Source organism: Burkholderia orbicola, assembly GCF_900100915.1.
Lineage (GTDB): Bacteria > Pseudomonadota > Gammaproteobacteria > Burkholderiales > Burkholderiaceae > Burkholderia > Burkholderia orbicola.
The window spans coordinates 275,510-297,983 of sequence record NZ_FNKW01000003.1; the positions used below are offsets into that span (position 1 = coordinate 275,510).

General features: G+C 67.1%; 19 protein-coding genes. 11 read left to right on the forward strand and 8 right to left on the reverse strand.

Annotated elements, in window-relative coordinates:
- Positions 1-7 precede the first annotated feature (7 nt).
- Together BLS50_RS31110 and BLS50_RS31115 are read left to right on the forward strand one after the other, a co-directional pair.
- The gene (locus BLS50_RS31110) at positions 8-679 is read left to right on the forward strand and encodes a peroxiredoxin-like family protein (protein ID WP_074807297.1); all 672 of its coding nucleotides are present in this window, start codon (positions 8-10) and stop codon (positions 677-679) included.
- A gap of 91 nt (positions 680-770) precedes the next feature.
- Positions 771-1,487 (forward strand): SDR family oxidoreductase, encoded by a 717-nt coding sequence (locus BLS50_RS31115; RefSeq protein WP_027808575.1) that lies wholly within the window; start codon positions 771-773, stop codon positions 1,485-1,487.
- Here the strand turns inward: BLS50_RS31115 and BLS50_RS31120 are convergent.
- Both BLS50_RS31120 and BLS50_RS31125 read right to left on the reverse strand, forming a co-directional pair.
- Positions 1,464-2,396 (reverse strand): LysR family transcriptional regulator, encoded by a 933-nt coding sequence (locus BLS50_RS31120; protein ID WP_074807300.1) that lies wholly within the window; start codon positions 2,394-2,396, stop codon positions 1,464-1,466. The two genes, BLS50_RS31115 and BLS50_RS31120, sit on opposite strands and share 24 nt — an antisense overlap.
- Positions 2,397-2,588: 192 nt before the next feature.
- Positions 2,589-3,704: an alkene reductase gene (locus BLS50_RS31125; RefSeq protein ID WP_074807302.1), complete on the reverse strand. Its 1,116-nt coding sequence runs from the start codon at positions 3,702-3,704 to the stop codon at positions 2,589-2,591.
- A gap of 595 nt (positions 3,705-4,299) precedes the next feature.
- Between BLS50_RS31125 and BLS50_RS31130 the strand changes: the two genes are divergently transcribed.
- The 7 genes from BLS50_RS31130 (at position 4,300) to BLS50_RS31160 (ending at position 10,717) form a co-directional block, all read left to right on the forward strand.
- Positions 4,300-5,436 carry a muconate/chloromuconate family cycloisomerase gene (locus tag BLS50_RS31130; RefSeq protein ID WP_074807305.1) on the forward strand — a complete coding sequence of 379 codons (1,137 nt, stop codon included), beginning with the start codon at positions 4,300-4,302 and terminating at the stop codon, positions 5,434-5,436.
- Positions 5,437-5,486: 50 nt separating this feature from the next.
- A complete protein-coding gene (gene catA, locus BLS50_RS31135) occupies positions 5,487-6,437 on the forward strand; it encodes a catechol 1,2-dioxygenase (RefSeq protein WP_074807307.1) in 951 nt (316 codons plus the stop codon).
- A gap of 117 nt (positions 6,438-6,554) precedes the next feature.
- Entirely contained in the window at positions 6,555-7,913 is a 1,359-nt protein-coding gene (locus BLS50_RS31140; RefSeq protein WP_074807310.1) for a Rieske 2Fe-2S domain-containing protein, read from the forward strand.
- The gene (benB, locus tag BLS50_RS31145; protein ID WP_074807313.1) at positions 7,910-8,398 is read left to right on the forward strand and encodes a benzoate 1,2-dioxygenase small subunit; all 489 of its coding nucleotides are present in this window, start codon (positions 7,910-7,912) and stop codon (positions 8,396-8,398) included. The genes BLS50_RS31140 and benB overlap by 4 nt, the downstream gene beginning before the upstream one ends.
- A 39-nt stretch (positions 8,399-8,437) precedes the next feature.
- Positions 8,438-9,460 (forward strand): benzoate 1,2-dioxygenase electron transfer component BenC, encoded by a 1,023-nt coding sequence (gene benC / locus BLS50_RS31150; RefSeq protein ID WP_074807315.1) that lies wholly within the window; start codon positions 8,438-8,440, stop codon positions 9,458-9,460.
- Positions 9,457-10,233, forward strand: a complete 777-nt coding sequence (gene benD / locus BLS50_RS31155; protein WP_074807318.1) for a benzoate diol dehydrogenase BenD — start codon at positions 9,457-9,459, stop codon at positions 10,231-10,233. Before benC ends, benD begins: the two co-directional genes overlap by 4 nt.
- A gap of 85 nt (positions 10,234-10,318) precedes the next feature.
- The gene (locus BLS50_RS31160; RefSeq protein ID WP_074807320.1) at positions 10,319-10,717 is read left to right on the forward strand and encodes a RidA family protein; all 399 of its coding nucleotides are present in this window, start codon (positions 10,319-10,321) and stop codon (positions 10,715-10,717) included.
- Between the two features lie 138 nt (positions 10,718-10,855).
- On the opposite strand, the gene BLS50_RS31165 is transcribed toward BLS50_RS31160, so the two are convergent.
- The 3 genes from BLS50_RS31165 to BLS50_RS31175 all read right to left on the reverse strand — a co-directional run bounded on the left by BLS50_RS31165 (position 10,856) and on the right by BLS50_RS31175 (position 15,817).
- Entirely contained in the window at positions 10,856-13,996 is a 3,141-nt protein-coding gene (locus tag BLS50_RS31165) for an efflux RND transporter permease subunit (RefSeq protein ID WP_074807323.1), read from the reverse strand.
- Entirely contained in the window at positions 13,993-15,117 is a 1,125-nt protein-coding gene (locus BLS50_RS31170; RefSeq protein WP_074807326.1) for an efflux RND transporter periplasmic adaptor subunit, read from the reverse strand. Before BLS50_RS31170 ends, BLS50_RS31165 begins: the two co-directional genes overlap by 4 nt.
- Before the next feature lie 82 nt (positions 15,118-15,199).
- Entirely contained in the window at positions 15,200-15,817 is a 618-nt protein-coding gene (locus BLS50_RS31175) for a TetR/AcrR family transcriptional regulator (RefSeq protein WP_011545503.1), read from the reverse strand.
- Between the two features lie 77 nt (positions 15,818-15,894).
- Between BLS50_RS31175 and BLS50_RS31180 the strand changes: the two genes are divergently transcribed.
- Positions 15,895-17,355: an efflux transporter outer membrane subunit gene (locus BLS50_RS31180; RefSeq protein WP_074807329.1), complete on the forward strand. Its 1,461-nt coding sequence runs from the start codon at positions 15,895-15,897 to the stop codon at positions 17,353-17,355.
- 44 nt (positions 17,356-17,399) lie between these two features.
- A complete protein-coding gene (locus tag BLS50_RS31185; RefSeq protein ID WP_074808669.1) occupies positions 17,400-17,771 on the forward strand; it encodes an addiction module antidote protein in 372 nt (123 codons plus the stop codon).
- A gap of 91 nt (positions 17,772-17,862) precedes the next feature.
- On the opposite strand, the gene BLS50_RS31190 is transcribed toward BLS50_RS31185, so the two are convergent.
- The 3 genes from BLS50_RS31190 to ctaD are packed head-to-tail and all read right to left on the reverse strand — an operon-like array spanning position 17,863 to position 22,474.
- A complete protein-coding gene (locus tag BLS50_RS31190; protein ID WP_074807330.1) occupies positions 17,863-19,446 on the reverse strand; it encodes a c-type cytochrome in 1,584 nt (527 codons plus the stop codon).
- The gene (locus tag BLS50_RS31195; RefSeq protein WP_053525789.1) at positions 19,437-19,838 is read right to left on the reverse strand and encodes a hypothetical protein; all 402 of its coding nucleotides are present in this window, start codon (positions 19,836-19,838) and stop codon (positions 19,437-19,439) included. Before BLS50_RS31195 ends, BLS50_RS31190 begins: the two co-directional genes overlap by 10 nt.
- Positions 19,835-22,474 carry a cytochrome c oxidase subunit I gene (gene ctaD, locus BLS50_RS31200; protein ID WP_074807333.1) on the reverse strand — a complete coding sequence of 880 codons (2,640 nt, stop codon included), beginning with the start codon at positions 22,472-22,474 and terminating at the stop codon, positions 19,835-19,837. Before ctaD ends, BLS50_RS31195 begins: the two co-directional genes overlap by 4 nt.

A 22,474-nucleotide genomic window follows, 5' to 3' on the forward strand; every position in this document is an offset into this window, starting at 1 on the left:
AATACTCATGTCACTCCAAGACAAACTCGACGCGTTCCGGGTCGACTTCAAGGCAGGCAAGCCGCCGTTCAACGCACCGCCGGAGATTCATCCGGTGATGGAACGCGCCACCGCAGAACTGATTGCGAGCGGGCAAGCGGGTCGCGCGATCAAGGCCGGCGACCGCGCGCCGTCTTTCAAACTGAAAGATCAGGATGGCAACGACGTGTCTTCCGCTGCGTTGCTGGTGAAGGGCCCGCTGGTGGTGACGTTCTATCGCGGCGTCTGGTGCCCATACTGCAATATCGAATTGCAGGCGATCAACGAAGTGCTGCCGGAGATCCGGTCCTACGGCGCGAACGTCGTGGCGATTTCGCCGCAGACGGCGGTCAATAGCCGCAAGTCCGTGCGCACCAACGAACTGGGTTTTCCGGTGCTGAGCGACGTGAACGGTCAGACGGGTGCCGACTTCGGACTGCGTTTCGCGTTGCCCGACTATCTGGTCGAACTGTACAAAAACCTGAAGAACGATCTGCCGGCGTTCAATAACGACCCGAGCTGGACGTTGCCGATGCCCGCTCGCTATGTGATCGGTCAGAATGGCATCGTGCTGTATTCGGAGGTCAACCCCGATTACACGCGCCGTCCGGACCCGTCGGACATGTTCCCGGTTCTGGAAAAAGCGATAGCCAGCGCCTGAGCCTTGCCATTCAACGCTCACAGATTGCCACGCCGCACCGGGGGAACCGGTCGCGGCATGTCGATTTCTTCCGGTTCGTAAAGGACATTCGATGACACATCGTACATTTCTCGTAACGGGCGCGACCAAGGGCATTGGTCTCGCATTGACGGAACGGCTGATTGCCGACGGCCACCATGTAGTGGGCCTCGCGCGCGACGCGAGCGATTTCCCGGGCGAGCTGGTCCGCGTCGATCTGGCCGACCGTGCCGCGACGGGCGCGGTGCTCGATGATCTCGTGCGTCGTCACACGTTCGACGGCGTCGTGAACAATGTCGCGCTGGTCAGGCCGCAGCGTCTGGGTGAGGTCGCGCTGAACGATCTCGACGACGTTCTCGCGCTGAATCTTCATCCTGCCGTGCAGACGGTGCAGGCGCTGCTTCCCGGCATGCGGGCCCGCGGCTGGGGGCGTGTCGTGAACATCTCGAGCCTGACGATTCTGGGGATGACGCAGCGCACCGCGTATGCAGCGGCCAAGGCGGCGCTCGTGAGTTTTGCGCGTTCGTGGGCGCTGGAACTGGCCGGCACCGGCATCACGGTGAATGCCGTCGCGCCAGGCCCGACCGAGACCGCGCTGTTTCGTGCGAACAATCCGCCGGGCAGCGAAGGCGAGAAGCGCTATCTCGCCGCCGTGCCGATGGGCCGTTTCGGCCAGCCGCATGAAATCGCCGCGACGATCGCGTTTCTGCTGTCCGATGCGGCGGCTTTCATGACCGGTCAGACGCTTTACGTCGACGGCGGAGCATCAATCGGCAAGCTCGCTTTCTGAGTGCGGGCCGGCACGACTGCTGCCGGCTGTACCGAGCACCTCTTCGACGAAGGCGATGAACGCTCTTGCCTTCGCACTGACCAGGCGCCCGGCCGGAAAGACTGCCCACAGGTCGATCGGGGGCAATTCCCAGTCGGTCAGTACCGCCTGAACCGTGCCGTCGGCGAGTTCCGGCGAGAACATCCATTCCGACGCGATCGCCAGGCCCAGTCCGCCGAGCACCGTCGTACGCATGCCTTCGGCGGCGCTCACGCTGACGCGTCCGGATACGACCACCGCCACTTCCTTGCCGTGCTGGCTGAACGCCCAGGACTCGCCGCCGCCTCGCAGCGAATACACGATCACCTGATGCTGACAGAGGTCCGCCGGCGTGGTCGGCACGCCCGCCTCGGCGAGGTAGGCCGGCGTGCCGACCACCAGCCGGCGGCTTTGCGCGATGCGGCGCGCGGTCATCGTCGAATCGTCGAGCGATCCCATGCGCAGGGCGACGTCCACGCCTTTCTCGAGCAGATCGATGCTGCGGTCGTCCAGCACGATATCGATCTGCAAGTCAGGGTGCCGATCGAGAAACGTCTTGAGCGAAGGGAGAATATGCAGCCGCGCGAAGGTCACGGCGGCGCTGATGCGCAGCACGCCGGCCAACCCGGTAGACGCATCGCGCGCGACCTGCTCGGCAAGATCGACTTCTTCGATGGCGCGTTTCGCGTGCTCGTAGAAGCGCTGACCGGCATCGGTGGGCGTCAGCCCGCGTGTCGAGCGCAAAAGAAGTCGCACGCCCAGTCGCGCCTCGAGTTGCGCGATCGACTTCGAGACGGCCGGCTGCCCGAGTTTGAGTCGCTTGGCGGCGGCCGAGAACGAGCCTGCCTCCACGACGCTGACGTACGTTTCCATTGCTGCCATCCGGTCCATGCCGCTGCTTCTCCGTGAAGGACCGTGAAGTCCGTGTCGTGGTTGGGATGTGCCAAGGCGCAAAGGCTTAAGTCTAGCGCGTCGGAACACGTGGCCGATGAAACTGCGGGCGATCGGTTCTTGCCGGCGGAATGGCACGCACGCCCACGGAAACGATTCGTAAAAGCCAACCAGCCGCGCGTGCAGGCTGGTTCAGATGACCGGCGCCGGGCGATGGAACGAATAATCGGTGTAGCCGCGTGCATCGCCGCCATAGAACGTCGAGCGGTCGTAGTGGTTGAGCGGCGCCCCGACGCGCAGTCGTTCGGGCAGATCCGGATTGGAGATGAACAGGCGCCCGAATGCGACGAGATCGGCGTCGCCTGCCTCGATCATGCGATGCGCGCTATCCGCGGTGAAGCCGCCCGCCGCGATGAGCGTGCCGTTGAACACGCGCCGCAAGTCTTTCGCCGAGACCGCCGACGCCGCGGCGGCGACGTCATCGTTACCGCGCACGCGCGGCTCGACCACATGCAGATAAGCGAGCCCATGGTCATCCAGACGACGCGCGACATAGCCGAACGTGGCATGCGGATCGCTGTCGGACATCGTGCCGTACGAACTCCCGGGCGAAAGACGGACCGCGATGCGGCCGGCCTCCCACACCGAACCGATTGCATCGAGCACCTCGAACAGAAAGCGTGCGCGGTTCTCGAGCGAGCCGCCATATGCGTCCGTACGGTGATTCGAGCCGTCCCGCAAGAACTGGTCGGGCAGGTAACCATTGGCGGCATGCAGTTCGACACCATCGAAACCCGCCTGTTTCGCCAGCGCCGCTGCGTGACGGAATTCTTCGATCACGCCGCGAATTTCTTCCAGCGCGAGTGCCCGGGGGAGCACCTGTTCGACTTCAATGACCTGGCCATTTTCGTCGTGGATCGCCGAGTGTTCATAGGCGCGCACGGCAGAAGGCGCGACCGGCAATTCTGCGCCGATGTTGGCGGGATGCGCCTGTCGTCCCGCATGCCACAGCTGCACGAAGATGCGTCCTCCTTTCGCGTGGACGGCGTCGACAACACGTCGCCAGCCGTGTGCATGTGCTTCGGTGTAGATGCCCGGCGCATCCACATAAGCGAAGCCGAGCGGCGACACGGAGGTTGCGTCGGAAATCAGCAGCCCCCCCGACGAGGCGCGCTGTGCGTAGTAATCGACCATCAGATCGCCGGGAACGTTGTGCGCGTCGGTGCGCATCCGTGTGAGCGGCGCCATGACGACGCGGTGAGCGAGCGGATAGGGGCCGACCCGAGTCGGGGTGAAGAGCATATTCATTGCGCGTTACCTGAAAAAGTAAAAGAGGAAGAGGGCCTCTGGATCTTCAGGGCAAGCGCGAATCCGCAGAAGGCAGCACCGGGTGATAGCTGTCATTCCTCCCCGGAATAGTTTGAAGCGCGACGCGTCGAGCGTCATGGGGCATCGTCGAGCTCTGACCCGATAGTGGCCGTCGGCTTTTGACGACCGACGAACATCGGCGACGAACGTCGATATCCGCCTGCTCACTTCCTTCCCCTCGTGCTCGGAAACCGACACCGAAGCCGCAGGCCGGACGGCTAGCCCCCGTTTTTCCCGTCAGGAAAACCCTGATCGACTCGCCAGGCCGCCGGTTTTCAGCCGATTTTCCCGCTGTCACAAGCAGCCGCAGTCGGCCCGCCGCCCAAACGATCCCCAACCCCGCACAACCTGCTCCATCAAGCCTCCCCGCCAGCCTACCTCATCAAAACAGGTATGACGCACCGCAATATTCCGCATGCATTGCCAGGTTTCAATACCCATCAGGTATCAAAAATCCCGCCTAAAAGTATTGGACGCCCCATTTCCCCGCCGCGTATAAATCCGTTCCATGAACCACCCCCACGCAGCGCGCCCCATGTCCTCCGCCACCATCGAACGCATCGAAACCCGCCTCGTCGATCTGCCGACGATCCGCCCGCACAAGCTGTCGGTGGCCACGATGCACGGCCAGACGCTGATGCTGGTGAAGATCTTTTGCAGCGACGGCGTGACCGGTATCGGCGAAGGCACGACGATCGCGGGAATGGCCTACGGCCCGGAAAGCCCGGAAGCGATGAAGCTTGCGATCGACGCGTACCTCGCACCGGCGATCGTCGGCAAGGATGCGACGCGTGTCCAGACGCTGATGGCGTTCGTCGGCAAGCTCGCGAAGGTCAACCATTTCGCGAAAAGCGCGCTCGAAACCGCGCTGCTCGACGCACACGGCAAGCGTCTCGGCGTGCCGGTCAGCGAACTGCTCGGCGGCCGCCGCCGCGATCGTCTGCCGGTTGCCTGGACGCTCGCGTCGGGCGACACGGCCACCGACATCGCCGAAGCCGAACGCATGCTCGACCTGCGCCGCCACAACGTATTCAAGCTGAAGATCGGCGCGAAAGCACCGGAAACGGATATCCGCCACGTGGCCGAGATCAAGAAGGCGCTTGGCGATCGCGCATCGGTGCGTGTCGACGTGAACATGGCGTGGAGCGAAACGCAGGCCGCGCGCGCGATTCCGGCGTTGGCCGATGCGGGCTGCGAACTGGTCGAGCAGCCGGTGGCGTCCGCCGCGGCGCTGGCGCGCCTGATGCGCCGCTTCCCCGTCGCGCTGATGGCCGATGAAATCCTGCAAGGCCCCGACAGCGCATTCGACATCGCGAAGCATCACGGCGCCGACGTGTTCGCGATCAAGATCGAACAGAGCGGCGGCCTCTTCGCCGCGCAGCGCGTGGCCGCGATCGCGGATGCGGCCGGCATCGAGCTGTACGGCGGCACGATGCTCGAAGGCGCGTTCAGCACGGTGGCGTCCGCTCACCTGTTCGCGAGCGTCGCGAACCTGCAGTGGGGCACCGAACTGTTCGGGCCGCTGCTGATCACCGAGGAAATCCTGACGCAGCCACTCGATTACAGCGACTTCGAACTGACCGTGCCGGACGGCCCCGGTCTCGGCATCGCGCTCGACGAGGACAAGATCAGGCGCTTCACCCGCGACGGGCTGACGAAAGTCGCGCGGTAACCGAGTCAGGCAAGGACCGTCACCCCCCAAATACACATGGAGACAGCATCATGAGCGTCAAAGTTTTCGACACGACGGAAGTGCAGGACCTGCTGAAAGCTGCATCGAACACGGCCGGGAATGGCGGAAATGGCACGAACGGCGACGCACGTACGCAGCAGATCGTGCTGCGCCTGCTCGGCGACCTGTTCAAGGCGATCGACGATCTCGACATCACGCCCGACGAAGTGTGGGCGGGCGTCAACTACCTGAACAAGCTCGGTCAGGATGGCGAAGCAGCGCTGCTCGCGGCAGGCCTCGGTCTCGAGAAGTATCTCGACATCCGGATGGACGCCGAGGACGAGGCGATCGGCCTCGACGGCGGCACGCCGCGCACGATCGAGGGGCCGCTGTACGTGGCCGGCGCACCGGTGCGTGACGGCGTCGCGAAGATCGACCTCGACGCGGACGACGGCGCGGGCCCGCTCGTGATCCACGGCACGGTCACCGGTCTCGACGGCAAGCCGATCGCCGGCGCGGTGGTCGAATGCTGGCATGCGAACTCGCACGGCTTCTATTCGCATTTCGACCCGACCGGCAAGCAGAGCGACTTCAACCTGCGCGGCGCGGTGAAGACGGGCGCCGACGGCAAATACGAATTCCGCACACTGATGCCGGTCGGCTACGGCTGCCCGCCGCAGGGCGCGACGCAGCAACTGCTGAATCGCCTCGGCCGCCACGGCAACCGCCCCGCACACGTGCACTTCTTCGTCGATAGCCCCGCTCACCGCAAGCTGACGACGCAGTTCAACATCGACGGCGATCCGCTGATCTGGGACGACTTCGCGTATGCGACGCGCGAGGAGCTGATTCCGCCCGTGACCGAAAAGACCGGCGGCACCGCGCTCGGCATGAAGGCCGACGCGTACCAGGACATCGAATTCAACTTCGTCTTGACGTCGCGCGTGCAAGGCAAGGACAACCAGATCGTCGAACGCCTGCGCGCGTCCGCCACCGCATAACCGCCGGCGGCACGGCGGCGCGCGAGCGCCGCCGCTGCCGGCCGGTCACCCCGAGATTCAACCGATACCGATGCGAGCGTGCTTGCAGGACGCGGCACGCGCATGGGAGGAGCCATCATGTCCGCCACGATCGACCACACCAACGACCTGGATCATCTGCTGGAAACCGCCGTGCAGGATGACAAGGAGGCCGGCATCTTCCGCTGCCGCCGCGACATCTTCACGAACGCGGAGCTGTACGAGCTCGAGATGAAGCACATCTTCGAGGGCAACTGGGTGTACCTGGCGCACGAAAGCCAGATTCCCGACAACAACGATTACTACACGACATGGATCGGCCGCCAGCCGATCGTCATCACGCGCGACAAGACCGGCGAGCTGCATGCGGTCATCAATGCGTGTGCGCACAAGGGCGCGATGCTGTGCCGCCGCAAGCACGGCAACAAGGGCAGCTTCACGTGCCCGTTCCACGGCTGGACCTTCTCGAACACCGGCAAGCTGCTGAAGGTGAAGGACGAGAAGACGACCGAGTATCCGGTGCAGTTCAACACGCACGGCTCGCACGACCTGAAGAAGGTCGCGCGCTTCGCGAACTATCGCGGCTTCCTGTTCGGCAGCCTCAACGCCGACGTGCTGCCGCTCGAGGATTACCTCGGCGAAGCGCGCGTGATCATCGACCAGATCGTCGAGCAGGCGCCGAACGGGCTCGAAGTGCTGCGCGGCAACTCGTCCTACATCTACGAAGGCAACTGGAAGATGCAGATGGAGAACGGCTGCGACGGCTATCACGTGAGCACCGTGCACTGGAACTATGCGGCGACGATGGGCCGCCGCAAGGAAGACGGCACCAAGGCGGTCGACGCGAACAGCTGGAGCAAGTCGGTCGCGGGCGTGTACGGCTTCGACCACGGCCACATCCTGCTGTGGACCCGGACGATGAACCCGGAAGTGCGGCCCGTGTACCAGCATCGTGACGAGATCAAGGCGCGCGTGGGCGACGTGCAGGCCGATTTCATCGTGAACCAGACGCGCAACCTGTGCGTGTACCCGAACGTGTTCCTGATGGACCAGTTCAGCACGCAGATTCGCGTGGTGCGGCCGCTCGCGGTCGACAAGACGGAAGTCAGCATCTTCTGCTTCGCGCCGAAGGGCGAGAGCGAGGCCGACCGCACGACGCGGATTCGCCAGTACGAGGATTTCTTCAACGTGACCGGCATGGGCACGGCCGACGATCTCGAGGAGTTTCGCGCGTGCCAGGCCGGCTATGCAGGCATCACGGCGATGTGGAACGACCTGTCGCGCGGTGCGCCGCTGTGGGTCGACGGGCCGGACGAGAACGCGCGGAAGATGGGGCTGAAGCCGCGCATTTCGGGCGAACGCAGCGAGGACGAAGGGCTGTTCGTGTGCCAGCACGAACACTGGGTGAACGTGATGCGCGATGCGCTGAAGAAGGAACGCGGGGAGGTGGCGGCATGAGCTTCGATTACCGGACGATTTGCGCGGCGCTGTATCGCGAGGCGCGCCTGCTCGACGATCGTGAGTGGGACGCGTGGCTGACCTGCTACACGGAGGACGTCACGTACTGGATGCCCGCATGGGACGACGATGACCGGCCGACCGACGATCCGCGCAGCGAGATCTCGCTGATGTATTACGCGGATCGCGGCGGCCTCGAGGATCGCGTGTTCCGGATCAAGACCGAGCGCAGCGGCGCATCGACGCCCGAGCCGCGCACCAGCCACAACGTGACGAACGTCGAGGTGCTGGCCGAGCGCGACGACGAGGTCGACGTGCGCTACAACTTCCACACGCTGAACCACCGTTACCGCGTGACCGATCACTTCTTCGGCACGATGTTCGTCACGTTGCGCCGCACGGGCGACGCGCTGCTGATTTCACGCAAGAAGATCGTGCTGAAGAACGACTACATCCGGCAGGTGCTCGACGTCTATCACGTCTGATGCCGTTGGTTTGCCATGAAAGGAAGTGGAGGTGACGCGATGTCCAGCTACAAGATTGCATTGAATTTCGAGGACGGGGTAACCCGCTTCATCGACTGCAAGGCCGGCGAGAAGGTGCTCGATGCGGCCTTCCGCGCGAAGATCAACCTGCCGATGGATTGCTCCGACGGCGTGTGCGGCACCTGCAAGTGCCGCGCCGAGAGCGGGCACTACGACCTCGGCGACGATTACATCGACGATGCGCTGACCGAGGCCGAGAAGGACGGCGGCCTCGTGCTGACGTGCCAGATGGTGCCGCAAAGCGACTGCGTGATCGCGGTGCCGACGTCGTCGGTCGCGTGCAAGACCGGGCAGAGCGCTTTTGCCGCGACGGTCACGAAGGTCGAGCAGCACAACGATGCGGCCGTCGTGCTCGAACTCGACGTCGGCGCGAGCGCACCGGCGTTCCTGCCGGGCCAGTACGTGAACATCGGCGTGCCGGGCAGTGGCCAGCATCGCTCGTATTCGTTCTCGTCCGCGCCGGGCGACACGAAGATCGGATTCCTGATCAAGAAGATCCACGGCGGGGTGATGAGCACGTGGCTCGAATCGGCGAAACTCGGCGACACGCTCGAACTGCACGGGCCGCTCGGCAGCTTCTACCTGCGCGACGTGGCGCGGCCGCTGCTGTTCCTTGCCGGCGGCACGGGCCTCGCGCCGTTCCTGTCGATGCTCGAGGTGCTCGCGCGCAGCGAGTCGCAGCAGAAGGTGCACCTGGTCTACGGCGTGACACGCGATCTCGATCTCGTGCTGGTCGATGCGATCGAAGCGCTGGCGGCGAAGCTGCCGAACTTCAGCTTCGCGACGGTCGTTGCCGATTCGGCGTCGACCCACGCGCGCAAGGGCTGGGTCACGCAGCACATTCCGGCCGACGCGCTGAACGACGGCGATGTCGACGTGTATCTGTGCGGACCGCCGCCGATGGTCGATGCGGTACGCCAGTATTTCGACGACGCAGGCGTGAAGCCTAACAGCTTCCACTACGAGAAGTTCACCCCCAACGTCACGGCAAAGGCGGCATGACCATGCAACGATTCTCCGGCAAGGTCGTCGTCGTCACCGGCGCGGCGCAGGGCATCGGCCGCGGTGTCGCGCTGCGCGCGGCAGCCGAGGGCGGCAAGGTGCTGTTCGTCGATCGCGCGGATTTCGTCGCCGACGTGGCGGCCGAGGCGACCGGTGGCGAGACGGCAGGCTTCGGCGCCGATCTCGAAACCTATGAGGGCGCGCACGCGGCGATCGCGTATGCAGTGCAGCGGTTCGGCGGCATCGACATCCTGATCAACGGCGTCGGCGGCGCGATTCGCATGCGTCCGTTCGCCGAGTTCGAACCGGCGCAGATCGACGCGGAAATCCGCCGCTCGCTGATGCCGACGCTCTATACCTGTCACGCGGCGCTGCCGCACCTGATCGCGCGTGGCGGCGGCACGATCGTCAACATCTCGTCGAACGCGACGCGCGGCATTCGCCGCGTGCCGTATTCGGCGGCGAAGGGCGGCGTGAATGCGCTGACGTCGGCGCTCGCGATGGAATATGCGGAACACCACATCCGCGTGGTCGCCACCGCGCCGGGCGGCACCAGCGCGCCGCCGCGCCGCGTGCCGCGCAATGCGGCCGGCGACACCGAGCAGGAACAGGCGTGGATGGGCGAGGCCGTGCGGCAGGTGACGGAATCGACGTACTTCAAGCGCTACGGCAGCCTCGACGAGCAGATCGCGCCGATCCTGTTTCTCGCGTCGGACGAGGCGAGCTACATCACCGGCACGGTGCTGCCGGTCGCGGGTGGCGATACGGGTTGAGCGGCGTACCGGTTGCCTTGATTCATCGACAGCTTTCATCGACAACCAGACGACCGGTGCGACGCCACCGGCCACGGAGACAATCATGCACGAACGCAAAGCCGTCGTTCCGTCGGGAATGGAAGCGGTGTACGAGAAGATCGGCTATGCGCCGGGACTGAGGGCCGGCGATACGCTTTACGTATCCGGCCAGATCGGCCGCGACGCCGCGATGCAGCTGGTCGAAGGTCGCGAAGCGCAGATCGTGCAGGCGTTCGAGAACCTGAAGCACGTGCTGGAAGCGGCCGGCGCTTCGTTCGACGACGTCGTGGACCTCACGACCTTTCACACCGACATGCGCGACCTGCCGTTGTTCATGCAGGTGCGCGACCGCCATTTCCATGCGCATCCGCGGCCGGCGTGGACGGCCGTCGGCGCGCACATGCTCGGCGGCTCGCCCGGCTATATCGTCGAGATCAAGGCGGTGGCGGTGCTGCGGCGGTGATCGACGGCTATCGTTGCGCGGGAACCCCGCTTGCCGCAGACAGGGCCGCGCGCCCGATGCCCGAAGACACGCCGGTCACGACGACAACGGTAGGGTTCGACATGGTTGCTTCCTTCGAGCGGGTGAATGATGGAACGGTCAGTTGCGTGCGTCGAGCGTGGCCGCAAGCGTGGAGTCGGGCAGCGACGCCGGTTCGGGCTCGCCGTGATGCGAACCGGCGGCACGGCCGGGCCTGATCCTGAACCAGATCGCGTACATCGCCGGCAGGAACACCAGCGTGAGGATCGTGCCGGCGAACGTGCCGCCGATCAGCGTGTACGCGAGCGTGCCCCAGAACACCGAATGCGTGAGCGGGATGAACGCGAGCACGGCCGCCATCGCGGTGAGGATCACCGGGCGCGCGCGCTGCACGGTCGCTTCGACGACCGCATGGAACGGGTCCAGCCCCGCCTGTTCGTTCTGGTGGATCTGCCCGATCAGGATCAGCGTGTTGCGCATCAGGATTCCCGACAACGCAATGAGCCCGACCAGCGCGTTGATGCCGAACGGCTGCCGGAACAGGATCAGCGTCGGCACCACGCCGATCAGGCCGAGCGGGCTGGTCATGAATACCATCACCATCGCCGAGATCGAGCGCACCTGGAAGATGATGATGACGAGTGTGATCGCGAGCATGATCGGGAACAGCGGCAGCATCGCCGTCGTCGCCTTGCCCGATTCCTCGATGGAGCCGGCCTGCTCGATCCGATACCCGCTCGGCAGCTTGTCGACGATCGGCTGGAGCTGCTTCGTGATCGCGGCCGATACGTCCGGCGGCTGCAAGCCCTCGGCGATGTCGCCGCGCACCGTGACCGTCGGCACGCGATCGCGCCAGCGCATGATCGGTTCCTCCATCCGCACGTCGACCTTGCCGACCTGCGACAGCGGAATGCGCTGCCCGTTCGCGCCGGCGAGCGTGAAGTCGTCGAGTCGCGCGGGGTCGAGCCGCGCATCGCCGCCCGAACGCGCGATCACCTGCACGGTCCGGATATCCTCGCGCACCGCGGTGACCGGCACGCCGGTGAGCAGGAACTGCAACTGCTGCGCGACCGCGCTGGACGTCAGCCCGACCGCCTGCAGGCGGTCCTGCTGCAACGTGAAATGCAGCGTCGGCGCGCGCGTGCCCCAGTCGGCATTGACGGTGCGCATCATCGGGCTGCCGTTCATCACGTTCCCGACTTCCGACGCGATGCCGCGCAGCGTGTCGGGATCGGGGCCGGTGATCCGGTATGCGACCGGGAACGGCGAATACGGGCCGAACACGAGTTGCGTGACGCGCACGCGCGCTTCCGGCGCGAGGCCGTCGGCGACCGCGCGGCGCAGGCGCGCCTTCAACGCGTCGCGCTCTTCCTGACTGTCGGTGCGCACCACGATCTTCGCGAACGACGGGTCGGGCAGCTCCGGCCCCATCGCCAGGTAGAAGCGCGGCGCGCCCTGGCCGACGTACGCGGTGACGATGCGCGCTTCCTTCTGCTTCGCGAGCCACGCCTCGACCTTCGATGCGGCGGCACTCGTTTGCGAAATCGACGTGCCGTACGGCATCTGCACCTCGACGAGCACCTCGGGGCGATCGGAGATCGGGAAGAACTGCTTCTTGACGACCGCCATGCCGAGAATGGCGAGGACGAACAGGCCGACGACCGACCCCGCGACCAGCCATTTGCGCGCGATCACGCGCGTCAGCACCTGGCGGAAACGGTTGTAGCGCGGCGTGTCGTAGATCGCATCGTGGCCGCCTTCGATCTTCCTGAAGTCGGGCAGCATCTTCACGCCGAGGTACGGCGTGAACACCACCGCCACGACCCACGATGCGATCAGCGCGATCCCGACGATCCAGAACATGTTGCTGGTGTATTCGCCGGCGGTGGAGCGCGCGAAGCCGTTCGGCATGAAGCCGACCGCGGTCACCAGCGTGCCGGCCAGCATCGGCGCGGCCGTATGGCTCCACGCATAGGCCGATGCGGCCACGCGCCCGTAGCCTTCCTCCATTTTCACGACCATCATTTCGATCGCGATGATCGCGTCGTCGACCAGCAGCCCGAGCGCGAGGATTAGCGAGCCGAGCGTGATGCGGTCGAAGTTCTTGCCGGTGGCGGCCATCACGACGAACACCACGGCCAGTGTCAGCGGCACGGCCGCGGCGACCACGAGACCCACGCGCCAGCCCATGCTGACGAAGCTCACCAGCATGACGACGAGCAGCGCGGCGAAGAACTTCACCATGAACTCGTCGACGGCCGAGCTGATGTTGACCGATTGATCGGTGACCTTGGTCAGGCTCATGCCGAGCGGCAGCCCCGCATTGATCGCGCCGACTTCGTGGTCCAGCGCACGGCCGAGGTCGAGCCCGTTCCAGCCGTCGCGCATCACGATGCCGAGCAGCAGCGCGGGCTCGCCGTTGTTGCGGATCAAGAACGTCGACGGATCTTCGTAACCGCGTTCGACGGTCGCGATGTCCGACAGCTTCAGCGTGCGGCCCTGCGAGACGATCGGCGTGTCGCGGATCTTCTGCAGCTTGTCGAACGCGCCGTCCACGCGGATGAAGATCTCCGGCCCGCGCGTCTCGACGGAGCCGGCCGCCGTCAGCACGTTCTGGCCGTTGAGCGCGGAGAACACCTCCTGCGGGCTCACGCCGAGCGTCGCGAGCCGGTCGTGCGACAACTGCACGTAGATGCGCTCGGGCTGTTCGCCGATGATGTCGACCTTCTTCACGCCCGCCACGTGCAGCAGCCGCTGGCGCAACGCTTCGGCGTCGCGCACCAGCAGGCGCTGCGGTTCGCCCCTGGCCTTCAGCGCGAACAGCGCGAACGTGACGTCCGCGTATTCGTCGTTGACCATCGGGCCGATCACGCCGGCCGGCAGGTTGGTCGCCTCGTCGCCGATCTTCTTGCGCGCCTGGTAGAACTGCTCCTGCACCTCCGACGGCGGCGTGCTGTCGAGCAACGTCAGCGTCGTGATCGCGAGGCCCGGGCGCGTATAGGTCTCGGTGCGGTCGTACCAGCGCAGCTCCTGCATGCGCTTTTCGATCTTTTCGGCGACCTGGTCGTGCATTTCCTGCGCGGTGGCGCCCGGCCATGCGGTGATGATGGTCATCACCTTGATCGTGAACGCCGGGTCTTCCGCGCGGCCCAGCTTGAAGAACGACACGAGGCCCGCCAGCGAAATCAGGCAGATCAGGAACAGCGTGATCGCGCGCTCGCGCACCGCGAGCGCCGACAGGTTGAATCGTCGCTCGCTCACGGCCGTGCTCCTGCGCTCGCGACCGTCGCGACCGGCGCGGACACGCGCACCGCTTCGCCTTCGCGCAGCAGCTGCGCGCCGAGCGCGACGACGCGCTCGCCTGGCTTGAGCGCGCCGTCGCCGGCTACGCGCGCGCTGTCGTCGTCGAGATGCTCGACCTTGACCGGCCGCCACGTCACCTTGGCCGGTTCACCGGTGACGACCCACACGCCGGGCCCTTTGCCCGCGTCCAGCAGCGCGCCGATCGGCACCTGCATGCCGCGTGGCGAAGCCGCGCGCGCGTCGTCCGGGATGCGGATCGTGACGGTCGCGCCCAGCGGGGCGGCGGCCAGCGCGCCTTGCAGCACGTAGCGCGCGTCGAAAGTACGCGTTCTCGCATCCGCGGTATCGGAAAGCTGGCGCAGCGTCGCGGGGACGCTGACGTCCGGCTTGCCGAACAGCCCGGCCTGCGCGACCGATCCGATCGCCGGACGCAGGGTTTCGGGCAACTGGATCACGGCTTCGCGGCTGCCGGCGTGCGCGAGCCGCACCACCGGCTGCCCCGCGCTGACGACCTGGCCGGGCTCCGCGAGCGTTTCCATGACGACGCCGTCGCCGTCCGCGACGAGTTGCGCATAGCCGGTCGCGTTGCGCGCGACGTCGGCGTCGGCCTCGGCGGCGCTCAGTTGCGCTTTCGCGGCATCGGCGGCGGCCTTGATCTGGTCGTAGGCCGATGCCGATATCGCGCCGGTGCCGCGCAGGTCGCGGTAGCGCGCTTCGTCCTCGGCGGTCTGCCGCGCGCGGGCCCGGGCGGCGGCGACGGCTTCGTCGCGGGCGCGCGCCGCGAGCTTCAGGTCGACCGGGTCGAGCCGCATCAGCGGCTGGCCGCGCTTGACGGTTTGACCGGTATCGACGAGCCGCTCCAGCACCTTGCCGGACACCCGGAAGCCGAGATCGCTCTGCACGCGCGCGGCGACGGTGCCGGTGAACGAGCGGGACGCGGGAACGGCCGCCTGCACGATGGCGGTACGCACGAGCGGTGCTTCCGTGCGCGGATCGGACGGCGCTTTTCCGCTGCAGGCGGCTAGCGCGAGGGGCAGTGCGGAAGCGACTGCGAAGAAAGCGGGGCGACGCCGAACCATGAAAGACCCAGTGACGAAGTGAGCGGGGCTTTCATTGTGTATCTAGTGACCAATATAGTCAACAGTCACAAACGGTGACACATCACGGCGCGAGGCTGCGCAGAACGAGGCTGGACAGTTGGGCCGGCGCGGCGTCGGTCGTGTCGAGGTTGTACTGGAGCAGCAGCGGGTTCAGGTACGGCCGCATCACGAGGTAGATCGCCGTCGCGGTTTCGTCCAGCGGCGTCTTGCGTTCGAACTCGCCGTTTTGCCGGCCTGCCTGGAGGACGTCCTGCAACAGCGTCTGCACGCGTGCCTCGTAGGCCTGCACCGACTGCCAGTTTTCGGTGGCGGCCGACGCCGCGATGTCGTACAGCTTGCGGTCGTGGAAGAACAGCCGGAGGCTCGCCTCGGTAGAGACCTTGAAGAGCCGCCGCAGCTTTTCGGTGGGCAGCTCGGCCGCGGCGACGGCCGCGCGCACGTCCGTCTCGATTTCGCGCAGGCAGTTTGCGCAGATCATCTCGCCGATCGCCTGCTTCGACTCGAAGAACTTGTAGATATAGGCCTTCGAGAAGCCGATCGCCTTCGCGAGGTCCGACACGGTCGTCTTTTCATAGCCGTACCGGCTGAAGTGCTCGGTGGCGGCGGCGACGATCTGGTCGCGGACGTCGTGGTCGGCCGGGCCGCGCGCGGGCGCCGGGGAAGGGTCGATTTTTTTCATGGGCTGCAGCTGACGGGAATGGACAACGAGTGACTATTTGGTATTATAGTCACTACCGGATTCTTGCTAAAGCCCTCATGCTACCCAAACCCATCGTTGCCGCGGCGCTGGCCGCCATCTTGTCGGCGGGGTGTGCCGTCGGTCCCGACTATGCGCGGCCGGACGTGGCGATGCCGCGGCAGTTCCAGGGGCAGCGCGCCGTGGATCAGCGCCACGCGGCGGCCGACGCCGATCTCGCGACGTGGTGGACGGGCTTTGGCGATCCGCAATTGACGCGCTACATCACGCTGGCGCTCGCGCAGAACCTCGATCTTGCGCAGGCCGCGGCGCGTGTCGCGCAGGCACGCGCGGGGCTCGGCGCGGCGAATGCGGCGCTGCTGCCGTCCGGCAATGTGAGCGGCCAGGCCGCACGCGTCTACCAGTCGGTCGAAACGCCGTTGGGGCAGGTGTTGAATGCGACGCCCGGTTTCGACCGTCATGGCAATGACTACGAGGCCGATTTCAACGCGAGCTGGGAGCTGGACGTATTCGGCGGATTGCGCCGCGGCCGCGAAGCGGCGCTCGCCGACTATCAGGCCTCCGAAGCGGCGGCGGTCGCGACGCGGCTCGCCGTCGCCGCGCAAACGGCGGATACCTACATCACGATTCGCGGGTTGCAGGGCCGGCTCGAGGTCGCGCGGCACCAGGTGCAGACCGAGCAGGATCTGCTGTCGACCCTCAACCTCCTCTATGGAAAGGGCCTCGCGGCGGAGCTTCAGGTGCGGCAGGCCGAAGGCGCGCTCGCGCAGGTTCGTGCCACGGTGCCGGTGCTCGAAGCGGCGCTGGACGCGGCGATGAATGCGCTCGACGTGATGCTCGGCGCGCAGCCCGGCACGCATCGCGCGGAATTGCTCGCCGGCGGCGAGATTCCGGTCGCGCCGCGGATCGCGGCGACGGGCACGCCCGGCGAACTGCTGCGGCGCCGGCCCGACCTGATCGCCGCCGAGCGGCGCGTGGCGGCGTCGAATGCGCGCATCGGCGTGGCGATCGCCGAGTATTACCCGAAGTTCTCGCTGGGCGGATTGATCGGCAGCGCGACGACGATGGGCGCGGGCAACCTGTTTGCCGGCGGCGCGAACCAGGCTGCGGGCGTGCTCGGCTTGCGCTGGCGTCTGTTCGATTTCGGCCGGATCAATGCGCAGATCGCGCAGGCCAAAGGGCAGGATGCCGAAATGCTGGCCGCGTATCGGCTCGCGGCGCTGCATGCCACCGAGGACGTCGAGAATGCGTTCTCCGCGCTCGTCAAGCGTGACGAGCAGGCGGCGATTCTCGGTGACGGCGTGAAGTCGCTCGGCCGCGCGCGGGCCGCGTCGTTCGCGGCTTATCAGAAAGGGGTCGTCAGCCTGATCGAAGTGTTGCAGGCGGATGAAAGCCTGCTGCGCGCGTCCGATGAACGCGTGCAGGCGCGAACCGAATCGGCGCGCGCGGCGGTCGCGGCGTTCAAAGCCCTCGGTGGTGGCTGGCAGGCGCCGGAAGCGCAGGCCGTTGCGAGCCGGTAGCGGTAGTATCGGAACCTGATCGCCGCCGAACTGGAGGATTGAAGATGAAAATCAGCGAACTGGCCGAATTCGATGGCTCGAAGTACCTGAAGGATGACGAAGCGATTCGCCACTACCTGGCGCAGGCGTTCGAAGATGGGGAGCCTCGACTGATCCAGGCCGCGCTCGGCAATGTCGCGAAGGCGCGCGGCATGACGGCGCTGGCGCGCGAGTCCGGTGTGAAGCGTGAAGCGCTCTACCGTGCGCTGTCGGAAGGCGGGAACGCGGAATTTGCAACGATCATGAAGGTCGTCGCCGCGTTGGGATTGCATCTGACCGTTGCGCCGACCACGCAGACCGCCGCAGCGGCACCCGCAACTGAACCGAGCTCGCGCACCCGCACGCGCTCACCCGCACGTGTGGCAGCCCACGGGTGATATCGTCAGGGCCAGGCTGAAACATTCGCGCCGGGCCCGTCCGCATTGATCCGGCCGGCATCGCAGGGGAAGCCCCGCGCGCAGCACGCCGCTACCGCTTGATCGCTCCCCGCAACCGCCTCACATCCTGCTCCGACACCGGCGCCGCCCGATTCCCCCACGCACCGCGCACGTAGCTGACCACCGCCGCGATCTCGCCGCTCGTCAACGCGCCGCGCATCGCCGGCATCCGTTGCACCGGCCCGGGCTTGCCCGGCGTGGGCCGCGCGCCTTCGACCACGATCCGGATCGTGCTGGTCGGATCGGCCGCCACGACGATCGAACTGCCCGCGAGCGCCGGCCCGTGATCGCGCACGCCCGTGCCGTCCGCACCGTGGCAGCGCGCACAGAACCCCGCATACACGCCGGCCCCCGGCGCCTGCTGGCCGCCTTCCGGCCGCGGGCCGGCCACGGTGAGCCGCGGTACGCCCACACCCAGCGGATTCGTCGCGGCAGTCGGTTGCGCGGGCAACGACTTCAGGTATACGGCGATCGCGTGGCGATCGGCATCGGTCAGCAACGCGGTGCTTTCGCCGACGACCGGCGCCATCGCGCCGAACACCGCGCCACGCGCCGCATGGCCGCTGCGCAGGAACGCGGCGATGTCGTCGGCCGACCAGTGGCCGAGGCCATCCGGGGCCGCGCCGGTCAGGTTCGGTGCGAACCAGTGGTCGTTGATGCCGCCGGTCAGGAACGCGGGGCTGCGCTCGTCGTAGCCGCGTTCGTTGTAGGCCGGCCCGCGCGGCGTATGGCAGGCGCCGCAATGGCCGAGCCCCTGCACAAGATACGCGCCGCGATTCCATTGCGCCGATTGCGACGGCTGCGGCGTGAACCGGTCGCGGTTCGCGAACACGAGGCTCCACAGCGCGAGTGCCCAGCGCTGGTTGAACGGAAACGGCAGTTGCGTGAGTTTGGCCGCATTCGCGGACGGCGCGACGCCGCGCATGAAATACGCATACAGCGCGCGCACGTCGTCATCGGTCAGATGCGCGAACGACGGATACGGCATGGCCGGATACAGCCGGCTGCCGTCCGCGCGCACGCCGCGCCGCATGGCATCGTCGAATTGCCGTAGCGTGTAGTTGCCGATGCCGTGCGTCGGGTCCGGCGTGATGTTCGGCGCATAGATCGGCCCGAACGGCGAATTCACCGGCTGGCCGCCCGCGTACGGCGTATGGTCGGCCGCGTCGTGGCACGCGGCGCAATCGCCGGCGAGCGCGAGATAGCGGCCGCGCGCGAGCGTCGCGGCGTCGGCGCTCGCGGCAGCCGCGGCGATCACCGGGCGGCGGGCGGTCGAAGCGGAAGCCGCATCGGGCGGCGGGGTGGACGCCGCGGACGATGTCGAATCCGCCACCGACGCGTCCCGGTCGCGTGACAGCCGCCGGTCGTCCTTCACGCGCGCGGACATCGACGCACCGGCATCGGCCGCCGATGCTCCAATCCGCACGAACCGCCAGCCCGACGCGGGCTCGGGCGCTTCCGCCGCCGACGCGGCGTCGGCCGCATTGCCGGGTGCGGCCGGGTTGTCGTCCTGCCGCATGTCGCATCCGCAGAGCGCGACGCACACGGCGAACGCGACGCCCGCGCGGCGGCCCGGAACGCGGAACGGAAACGAAGCGAACGAGATCAGCGCCATGGACTGCAAGGCCCCACGAAAGCGGTGACGATCCCCGTGAACACCAGACCGATCACGAAGCCGAGCGCGGCGAGCATCCCGCAACGCGCGAGAAAGCGCGTACTGTCGTCGCGCGTCGCGGCGGGTGCGTGGGCATCGTGCCGGTGCCGCCACGCGCGCGCGAGCCACGTCGCGCAGGCGGTGGCCAGCGCGAACGCGCCCGCGGCGATCAGCGCGAGCCACACGCCGACGTGCGCCCAGCGCGGCACGGCCTGCGCGACGCCGAGCGGATAGCACGCGGTGGACGCGAGCGTTTCCGACACCAGCATCTGCGCGAACCACAGCGCGGGCGCGCCGACGAGGCCGGCCGCGATCGCGAGCAGCGGGGTCCACGCGCGTCGGGCGTCGTTCATCCCGTGCTCCTCAGCCAGAAGGGCGATACGTACAGCGCGGTGAAGATGAACAGCCACACGATGTCGACGAAGTGCCAGTAGAGCCCGCCGACCGTCAGCGCGACGCGCCGTTCGCGGCCGAAGAAACCGGCGGCGGTCCACCCGGCGAGCAGCGCGAGGATCGCGAGACCGGCCACGACGTGCGCGAGGTGGAACCCGGTGATCGTGAAGTAGAGGCTGCCGTACAGATGCGCGGTCGGGCCGTACGGATGGTCGCGCCATTCATGCAGTTGAACCAGCGCGAACGCGGTGCCGAGCACCAGCGCGACGACGAGCATCGCGACCGCGCGTGCCTGCCTGTCGGCTCGCACCGCGCGCTCCGCGAGCCACACGAACACGCTGCTCGACAGCAGCACGGCCGTGTTGGCGGCCGCGAGCCCGATCTTCGGCATGCCTTCGGGCGGCCACGGCGCGGACCACTGCGACTGCAGGTAGAAGTAGCAGAACAGCAAATAGCCGAACAGTCCGGCCTCGGTCACGATCAGCGTGAGCACGCCCCACCAGCCGCCCGCGCGTTCGCCGCAACTGCCGACCGGCAGCGGTTCGATGCACGCGGCCGGCGCCCCCGGCGGCACCGTCGCCGACGGCGGTTCGTCCGGATGAAGCCCGGCGGCCGCGGCGGGCGCCTGCGTGTCGGCGCGGGCCGGCAGGCGCGCGCGTTGTCCGAGTTCGCGGCGCGGCCACAGCCACGCGGCGGTGGCGATCGTGCAACCGGCGACGGCCACGCAGACGAGCGTCGGCGAGCGCGCGAGCATCGCCGCGAACACGGCGGTCGCGAGCAGCGCGAGCACGAATGGCACGCAACTGTCTTCGGGCATCTTCAGGATCGCGCTCGGCGCGGCGGTGAGCGGCGTGACCGCGAGCGCCTCGCGCCCGTCAGCGAGCCGGTAGCCGACCCGCAGGCTGGTGCGGGTCGGATCGTCGCGCGTTTCCCACAGCGGATGCCGCGACGCGACGAGCGGCAGCACCGCGAAGTTGTACACGGGCGTCGGCGACGCGACCGACCATTCGAGGCCGGCCGCGCCCCACGGGTTGTCGCCGGCACGCACGCCGCGCCGCGCGCTCACCAGCGCGTTGACGACGAACATCACGATGCCGATCCCGAACACGAATGAGCCGATCGTCGTCAGCAGGTTCGACGTGTCCCAGCCCATCCCCGATGGATAGGTGTAGATCCGGCGCGGCATCCCGAGCAGCCCGGAAATGTGCATCGGAAAGAAGCCGAGATTGAAGCCGACCAGCACGACCCAGAAGGTCAGCTTGCCGAAGCGCTCGTTCATCATCCGCCCGGTGAATTTCGGGAACCAGTACGCGACGCCGCCGAGCACCGGGAACACGTTGATGCCGAGCAGCACGTAATGCAGGTGCGCGACGACGAAGTACGTATCGGTGAGCTGCCAGTCGAGCGGCACGGCCGCGGTCATCACGCCCGACACGCCGCCGACCACGAACATCAGCACGAAGCCCGCGAAATACAGGAACGGCGTGCGGAACACCGGACGGCCGGTCCAGATCGTCGCGATCCATGCGAACACAGCGACCGCGCTCGGGATCGAGATCAGCATGCTCGCGGCGCCGAAGAACGCGAGCGCGAGCGGCGCGATGCCCGTCGCGAACATGTGGTGGACCCACACCTCGAAGCCGATCAGCATCGTCGCCACGGTCGACACCGCGACGGCCTCGTACGCGACGAGCGGCCGCCGGCAGAAGGTCGGCAGCGCATCCGACACGATCCCCATTGCCGGCAGCACGACCACGTAGACCCACGGGTGCGCGAACATCCAGAACAGGTGCTGCCACAGCAGCGGCCGGCCGCCGTGCGCGACGTCGAAGAAGTGCGTGCCGGCATTGCGGTCGAGCCACAGCAGCAGGAACGCGAGGCTCACCGACGGCACCGCGACCAGGTTCGCGACCGACGCGGTTAGCGTGCCCCACACGATGATCGGCAGCCGGTCGATCGACATGCCGTGCGCGCGCATCCTCAGCAGCGTGACGACGAAGTTCGCGGCGCCGCCGGTCGTCGAGATGCCGAGCAGGATCATCCCGAGCGCGTAGATGTCGATGTTCGCGCCGGCGCTGTAGTCGAGCGACGTGAGCGGCACGTAGTTGAACCAGCCGCCGTCCGGCACCGCGCCGAGCGGAAAGCTCGCGTACAGGAACAGCCCGGCGAACAGGAACGACCAGTACGAGAACGCGTTCAGCCGCGGGAACGCCATGTCGCGCGAGCCGAGCATCAGCGGCCACAGGTAGTTTGCGAAGCCGGACAGCACCGGCAGCGCGTACAGGAAGATCATCGTGACGCCGTGCATCGTGAACAGCGAGTCGTATTGCGCGGGCGTGAGCACGGTCGCGTTCGGCCGCGCGAGCTGGATGCGCATCACGAGCGCCTCGACGCCGCCGAGCAGCAGGAACACGAACGCGGTGACGATGTAGCGCAGCCCGATGCGCTTGTGATCGACGGTGCCGAGCCAGCCGCGCCAGCCGGGTTCCGATTCCCACAGCTCGGCCAGCACGCGCTCGTGCATGGAGCCGGGCGGCGCTTCGCCGAGATCGGGTACGCGGCTGAGCGGGGCGGGCGTGTCGCGGGCAATGGCCAT

Excerpts from the sequence above, each read along its gene's own strand:
- BLS50_RS31185 (WP_074808669.1), top strand. The coding sequence starts at position 17,400 with ATGAAAATCAGCGAACTGGCCGAATTCGATGGCTCGAAGTACCTGAAG.
- benB (WP_074807313.1), top strand. The coding sequence starts at position 7,910 with ATGAGCTTCGATTACCGGACGATTTGCGCGGCGCTGTATCGCGAGGCG.
- BLS50_RS31195 (WP_053525789.1), bottom strand. The coding sequence starts at position 19,838 with ATGAACGACGCCCGACGCGCGTGGACCCCGCTGCTCGCGATCGCGGCC.
- BLS50_RS31120 (WP_074807300.1), bottom strand. The coding sequence starts at position 2,396 with ATGGACCGGATGGCAGCAATGGAAACGTACGTCAGCGTCGTGGAGGCA.
- BLS50_RS31140 (WP_074807310.1), top strand. The coding sequence starts at position 6,555 with ATGTCCGCCACGATCGACCACACCAACGACCTGGATCATCTGCTGGAA.
- ctaD (WP_074807333.1), bottom strand. The coding sequence starts at position 22,474 with ATGGCCATTGCCCGCGACACGCCCGCCCCGCTCAGCCGCGTACCCGAT.
- BLS50_RS31170 (WP_074807326.1), bottom strand. The coding sequence starts at position 15,117 with ATGGTTCGGCGTCGCCCCGCTTTCTTCGCAGTCGCTTCCGCACTGCCC.
- BLS50_RS31110 (WP_074807297.1), top strand. The coding sequence starts at position 8 with ATGTCACTCCAAGACAAACTCGACGCGTTCCGGGTCGACTTCAAGGCA.
- BLS50_RS31190 (WP_074807330.1), bottom strand. The coding sequence starts at position 19,446 with ATGGCGCTGATCTCGTTCGCTTCGTTTCCGTTCCGCGTTCCGGGCCGC.
- benD (WP_074807318.1), top strand. The coding sequence starts at position 9,457 with ATGACCATGCAACGATTCTCCGGCAAGGTCGTCGTCGTCACCGGCGCG.
- BLS50_RS31160 (WP_074807320.1), top strand. The coding sequence starts at position 10,319 with ATGCACGAACGCAAAGCCGTCGTTCCGTCGGGAATGGAAGCGGTGTAC.
- BLS50_RS31180 (WP_074807329.1), top strand. The coding sequence starts at position 15,895 with ATGCTACCCAAACCCATCGTTGCCGCGGCGCTGGCCGCCATCTTGTCG.
- BLS50_RS31125 (WP_074807302.1), bottom strand. The coding sequence starts at position 3,704 with ATGAATATGCTCTTCACCCCGACTCGGGTCGGCCCCTATCCGCTCGCT.
- BLS50_RS31130 (WP_074807305.1), top strand. The coding sequence starts at position 4,300 with ATGTCCTCCGCCACCATCGAACGCATCGAAACCCGCCTCGTCGATCTG.
- benC (WP_074807315.1), top strand. The coding sequence starts at position 8,438 with ATGTCCAGCTACAAGATTGCATTGAATTTCGAGGACGGGGTAACCCGC.
- catA (WP_074807307.1), top strand. The coding sequence starts at position 5,487 with ATGAGCGTCAAAGTTTTCGACACGACGGAAGTGCAGGACCTGCTGAAA.
- BLS50_RS31115 (WP_027808575.1), top strand. The coding sequence starts at position 771 with ATGACACATCGTACATTTCTCGTAACGGGCGCGACCAAGGGCATTGGT.
- BLS50_RS31175 (WP_011545503.1), bottom strand. The coding sequence starts at position 15,817 with ATGAAAAAAATCGACCCTTCCCCGGCGCCCGCGCGCGGCCCGGCCGAC.